The sequence below is a fragment of the Candidatus Neomarinimicrobiota bacterium genome (assembly GCA_022567655.1).
GTDB lineage: Bacteria > Fidelibacterota > SORT01 > SORT01 > SORT01 > JADFGO01.
Genome location: JADFGO010000111.1, coordinates 1 through 6,075, shown reverse-complemented (window position 1 = coordinate 6,075; position 6,075 = coordinate 1). Strand labels below are relative to the sequence as shown.

General features: G+C 43.4%; 4 protein-coding genes. 1 reads left to right on the top strand and 3 read right to left on the bottom strand.

The genetic code is table 11. The features are described from left to right. Nucleotides 1-145: 145 nt before the first annotated feature. The 3 genes from IID12_09470 to IID12_09460 form a co-directional block, all read right to left on the bottom strand. Nucleotides 146-1,552 carry a DASS family sodium-coupled anion symporter gene (locus IID12_09470; protein ID MCH8289316.1) on the bottom strand — a complete coding sequence of 469 codons (1,407 nt, stop codon included), beginning with the start codon at nt 1,550-1,552 and terminating at the stop codon, nt 146-148. 7 nt (nt 1,553-1,559) lie between these two features. Next, the gene (locus IID12_09465) at nt 1,560-3,332 is read right to left on the bottom strand and encodes an SLC13 family permease (protein MCH8289315.1); all 1,773 of its coding nucleotides are present in this window, start codon (nt 3,330-3,332) and stop codon (nt 1,560-1,562) included. Between the two features lie 325 nt (nt 3,333-3,657). After that, a complete protein-coding gene (locus IID12_09460; protein ID MCH8289314.1) occupies nt 3,658-5,301 on the bottom strand; it encodes a GAF domain-containing protein in 1,644 nt (547 codons plus the stop codon). A gap of 273 nt (nt 5,302-5,574) precedes the next feature. Here IID12_09460 and IID12_09455 point away from each other — a divergent pair, with 273 nt between their 5' ends. After that, the gene (locus tag IID12_09455) at nt 5,575-5,940 is read left to right on the top strand and encodes a hypothetical protein (GenBank protein ID MCH8289313.1); all 366 of its coding nucleotides are present in this window, start codon (nt 5,575-5,577) and stop codon (nt 5,938-5,940) included. Nucleotides 5,941-6,075 lie beyond the last annotated feature (135 nt).

Sequence of the window (6,075 nt, the reverse complement as noted above, 5' to 3'; positions counted from 1 at the left end):
GTTTTTTGCCGACATATAATATGGACAGGTCAGCATCAAATGCTGCGGCTACCCTGCCGCCTGTGACGATCGTTTCCCTCGACGTCTCTCCCCCGCCTATGCATAGTAAAATCTTTATTTTAATCTCCCGATTACAAGTTTTCTGCTATGAGAACAGACTCCAGTACGTTGCCGAAAATAGACTGAGCACAATTATCGACACTATGCTCATTTTCCATCCTGCCTTTAAAAAATCTTTTGGTCTCACAAAATTGCTTGCATAGATAATACTGTTAGCCGGAGAACCTATCACTGTCATAAATGTAAAGGACGAAGCGATCGCTATAACAAACCCTGCTGAAATAAGGCTTGTATCTGTAATTACCGCAAGCTCCAAGAATATCGGTCCAAGGATTGCGACCGCAGGACCATGACTCATAATATTTGCGACCAGCATCGTCGTGATCGCGATAATCAGCAGTAATGCGAACCCTCCGCCGATGTTGACCACTGTAATTCCATCAAATATCAAATTCGCTACCCAGGAAGCGGCTCCTGTTTTCTGCATAGCAACACCCAGGGAAATAGCAGAAGCGTATAGAAGAACGACGCCCCAGTTGACACCGGAATTTATATCTTCCCATTTTACTAACCCCGTGATAAGGAACAGGGAAGCTCCGATGAATGCCGGGATGCCCAATCCGAGAGTGTCGCTCGAAGTCACCCACAGCGTCAGCGTCAGAAGGAATATGGAAATAGTCAGCCAGTCGGCATGACCCATTTTCCCTTTTGCAATCACCGTTTCTCTGAGTTTGTCGAGCGCGCCGCTGATATCCCTGTTTTCCGGTTTAAAGGTGAGTCGCAAAACAATGGCTACAATTGGAATCTGAATCAGTATCATAGGGAAAGCGTATTTCATCCATTCAAGATAACTTATTTTAATATCATATAATCGCGACCAATAATCGAGCATGACAGCGTTCCGAGCGCCTCCTGAAGGAGTTCCGATCGAGGCAACGGCACAGCCGTAAGCTATCGAGAGCATAAGCAACAGCGAGATGTTACGCACCTTTTTTTGATCCTGGTCAATGTTATTGACAATCGTGATCGCCACAGGAAGCATAATGGCTGCCACCGTATGCTCTCCTATGAAGGCAGACATCATTGCGCATACGAGAATGAATCCTGTTGAGAGACGGGTGATATTCCCTTTTGCCAAACGCAATATCCAGAATGCCAGCCTCCTGTCTAGTTTCTGGTGCACTATCGCTACGGCAAGCATCAGCGATCCCATGATGAAAAATACTGAATCGCTCATAAACGATTGAGATACCCCTTTCGGCGTGTTCACTTCAAATAAAACCTGGAATACGGCTATCAGCAGCGGAACTGTGGGAAGCGGCACTTCGGCGCTGATAAGCAGTATCGTCGACATGACCAAAATCGCTATAACGTCCATCCCGTTTTCTGATAAACCCTGTGGAGGCGTTATATTCGCAAGCAGAAGACAGCTGAATATCGCGAAGATGAACCAGCGATGAGTGTCGATCCAATAAAGGGTTAAGCGGAGCATACTCTATTTAAAAATGCCAGAAGTAAGGCACAAGCAGCGTAATCAATACCCATGCTATAAGATTAAGCGGTAAGCCTACCTTAAAGTAATCAAAAAATTTATACCTCCCCGGTCCGTAAACAAGAGTATTGGTCTGGTATCCGATAGGCGTTATCAGACTCGTGGATGCGCCGAACATAATTGCCATCAGAAACGGTTTCGGGTTTACCCCAAGCGCAGCTGCCATTGATATGGCTATCGGCGCTATTACAATAGCCGTGGCGTTATTTGAAAGAATCGAAGATAGAAGCACTGTGCCGATATAAAGCGCAGACAATATGAACACCGGAGACGATCCGCCCAGCAGATCAAGAAGACCTCCCGCCGCCAACGCAGCTAGCCCTGATTTCTCAAGAGCGATTCCCATCGGGATCATCCCCGCCAATAGAAATATGACCATCCAATCTATGTTAGAGTACGCTTCCTTTATGTTGATGCATCCCGTGATCACCATAGCCACAGCGCCCAGAATGGCTGCGACCATTATCGGAAATATTTCAAGAGCGGCTGATATTACAACCAATGCAATTATTCCGAGAGCTACAAGTGCTCTATCCGTCCTGAATTTCTCAAGCTTCAGCTCCTCCATCACAAGAAAATCCCGGTTGTTCTGGAGATTTCTAAGGGCATTCGGACTACCCTGTATAAGCAACGAGTCCCCGAAGTGTAATGGAATTCTTCCTATCTTATCCCTTATAGTTCTTCCGTGACTTTGCACCGCAAGTACGAAAGCTCCATATCGCTGCCTGAAATTGATTTCCTTGACTGTGTAGCCGATAAGTTTCGAATTCGGCGCTATTATCGCGTCTGCAAGGATTACGTCCTCCCCCTGTAAGTCTTCATCTCCCAGCTCTGCTTCACCTAAGGTTTGGAGACTTTCACGCTCGGAGAACTTGATAATGTTCTGCACACTTCCCCGCATAAGTAAAATATCCCCGCTCCGGATTGGAGTAGATCCCAATTGACGCCAGATCTTTTCATCACCCCTTATGATCTCAAGAACGTTTATGTCATAAGTTTCCGCGATCTTCTTTTCTGTAAGCGATTTTCCGATCATACCGGAGTTTTCGGTAACCGTAACTTCCGCAAGATATCTGTGCATACGGTAATTTTTCGTTAGGTCTCCGGTGCCTGCTCTATCCGGTAAAAGTCGGAATGCAAATGCTATTAGATACAATCCACCTACCGCGAATAACACTATCCCTACATTGGTAAACTCGAACATTTTGAATTCGGCGAGACCGTTATCCTTTGCGATAGAACTCACAAGAATATTGGTCGAAGAACCTATCAGCGTCATGCTCCCTCCGAGAATCGCTGCGTACGATAGTGGTATAAGGAATTTTGAGGGACTGATCCCCCTTTCTTTTGAGATCTTTATTATAACCGGCAGAAATACAGCTACGACAGCGGTGTTGTTAATAAAGGCGGAAGCGCCTCCTGCTATGACGAGAATAAAAAGCATAAGCCCGATATTCGTTTTACTGATTCTCTTTTCCGCTATTACGCCTAAATAGTCGACAACTCCCGTGTGAATCAACCCCGCACTCAAAATGAACATCGCGCCGATTGTTATTGTAGCGCTGTTTGAGAATCCGGACACTGCTTCTTCCGGTGTTATGAACTTAAAAAGCAGCAGCGCCGCAAGCATCAGCATGGCAACTAAATCAGCGGATATCCTGTCGGATACGAACAATATCAGCGCCCCCAGTAATATCGCCGGTAATATTATAAGGTCCATTATGACTCTTTTCTCTCCTAAGTAACGCTACACAAATGAAACTGAATTTAGGAAAAGCCGTACGTTAAACTGTCGGGAAAATCTAAATGAAATGCTGCGGAATGTCAATGACGAAGGTATTGGGGATATTAACTGAATTTTCAATCTATTCATTCTTACATTTGAATAGAAATTTTAAAAGTACCGCCTTATTATTCAAAGATGATATGATGCGATAACTTATCAAACAATTAGTTCAGATAAAAAGCGCTCTGCTTCATAATAGGGCGCTTTTCTATTTTTAATTGAATATTAGAAATTATTGTCGGTCAGTTTAACGATGAAATCATGATTCCAGATCGGACGTCTTCCAGTCTATCTGCGCCGGTAATAGATGTTCGGCGGCGTACGCTTCAGCCATACCCTCTTTCAGAAATATTTCAACAAGGTCTCCGTCCAGGTGATCATCTTTTACCATAAATCCAAGTATCTTTATTGCTTGCGAGAGTTTCATGGGATCCTTATACGGCCTGTCTTTGGCGGTTAACGCTTCGAATATGTCCGCAATGGCCATAATTCTCGCCTGAACTGAAATCTCTTCTCCTTTGAGCTTAAGCGGGTAGCCCGTTCCGTCAAGCTTTTCATGATGCGCTGCCGCATATTCAGGTACGTGTTTTAATTTATTGCTGAACGGCAGTTGCTTGAGCATTTTCAAGGTCACCATGGCATGGTTTTCAATTATCTTTCTATCTTCTACATTAAGCGTTCCGCGTTTGATGCTAAGATTTTCCAACTCATCTTCTGAAATATAATTGTATGTTTTACCTTCGAATTCAAACGTTTTTTTCGATATTTTCTGAAGCCGCTCGATCAACTCGTCTTCCATAAACTCCCCCGGTGCGTTGCAATTAAGAGTAAATTCTGCGTCACTTTCCAATTCTTTGATTTTTGCAGAGAACTCTTCATCCAATTGCTTTACTTTTATAGGATCGCTTCCGTCTGAAGAGAGCAGTTTCGATTTCCGCTCAGACCAATCATAATATGTTTGAAATTTTATCGCTTCAAACCTGAGCTTCAATAGTTCTACCCGGTCAAATATTTTTTCGAGCTTGGTACTCTTGTCTACCACATGCTCCGGAGTCGTTATTTTACCGACGTCATGCATCCATGCGGCAAGCCTCAACTCTTCAAGTTCATCTTCTGAGAACTTGAGACTTCCGTACTTGCCCCATTTGGTTTTATTTACTACCCGGGCGATTTCCATCGTGAGATTAGCAACGCGAGTGATATGTCCCGCGGTATACGGCGACTTTTCGTCAATTGCTGTGGCAATTGTTTGGATAAACGCATCAAACAGGTCTTTTAAATCCTGAATCAACCGGACGTTGGTAAGCGCCACTGCAGCCTGTGAGGCAACGGACGCTGTCAAATCTATATCTTCGTCCGGAAAAGGTATCGTCTCATTCGTTTCCGTGTCTCTCGCATTTATCAGCTGCAAGACGCCGATTATTTCGTTTTCGTGGTTCAACATAGGAATAACAAGCATCGATTGAGAACGGTAGCCTGTGCTCTCATCAAACTTTCGGGTTCCCTCAAAATTAAATCCCTCAACGTCGTACACATCGGGAATGTTCACAAGCTGCTTTGTTATAGCCACGTTTGCCGATACGTTCTCCTTGTTCGGCGAACCGTCTTCTTTGTACATCTGCACAGGAGGCCAATCAATTTCTTCTCCTGTTTTGCCACCCATCCTGATATCAAGGCTGTCTGTCTGGACAATTTCAAAATCGAGCGTTTTCTGATCGGAGCCGACGAGATACAACGTTCCCCCGTCCGCATTAGTAAAGCTGCGGGCGCTGTCAACGATAAGCTCCAAAAGAACAGCTATGTTCTTTTCCGCAGAAAGAGCAATACCGATATCTATTAACTTTTTGGATTGTTCCCGCTGTTTTTGTGCGAAATCTTGTAGTTCTTTCTCTCTTTTATTCATCTTCGCCGGATCTGATATATGAAGTACGTTATGTCAGCAATATATTTTCAGAAAATATCAGGAAAATAATCCCTTTCTAAAACTTGTTAATGGTACCATTATGCAAGGCGTTAAATATATTCTACCATATATTACATATCAAGTGTTTATGAACGATATCGTCAACAATTCTTTGACATTGATTTTAAAGCTGGATATATTTTTCACCGTCATTATGGGTGAGCAAACATCAAATAATTTGTTATGATCTTCTTATACTTAATTTCGGCGATTTTGCTACTCGCTGGGGGAATATTTTTTTCTCGTTGGTCAGGATGGAAGAACGACGTTAAAGCTCAGATCGACGTGTATAAGAAACTCAAAAAACAATTACCCGAAGCGAACGAAAACAATCTCGCAAGCAGACTCCTCAGACTGAAAATAAAAAACGATAAAAATGAATCGCTTAAGACTCATTACGAAACTTTATCATTCCAGACAGGATTAACATTGAGAAACGCCATCTTTTTTATAATTGAATACGATTACATTCGCGACAGAGGCTTAAACCCGGCTGAGCCCGGACCTATGCTTTTCCTTCATAAAGTGAAAGACTATATAGAAGTGACCATATCGAAGGAATTTCCCGGCGGAACATAGACATACACATCTCTTGTATCTGATTTAAACCTGTGTAAATTCAACAGCCGGAAAACTTTTGATGAAAGGGATTGACTTGAATATCAGTATCGAATACTGCAGCGTATGAGGCTATCTGCCTCAAGCCACCAGTTT

Excerpts from the sequence above, each read along its gene's own strand:
- IID12_09465 (MCH8289315.1), bottom strand. The coding sequence starts at position 3,332 with ATGGACCTTATAATATTACCGGCGATATTACTGGGGGCGCTGATATTG.
- IID12_09470 (MCH8289316.1), bottom strand. The coding sequence starts at position 1,552 with ATGCTCCGCTTAACCCTTTATTGGATCGACACTCATCGCTGGTTCATC.
- IID12_09460 (MCH8289314.1), bottom strand. The coding sequence starts at position 5,301 with ATGAATAAAAGAGAGAAAGAACTACAAGATTTCGCACAAAAACAGCGG.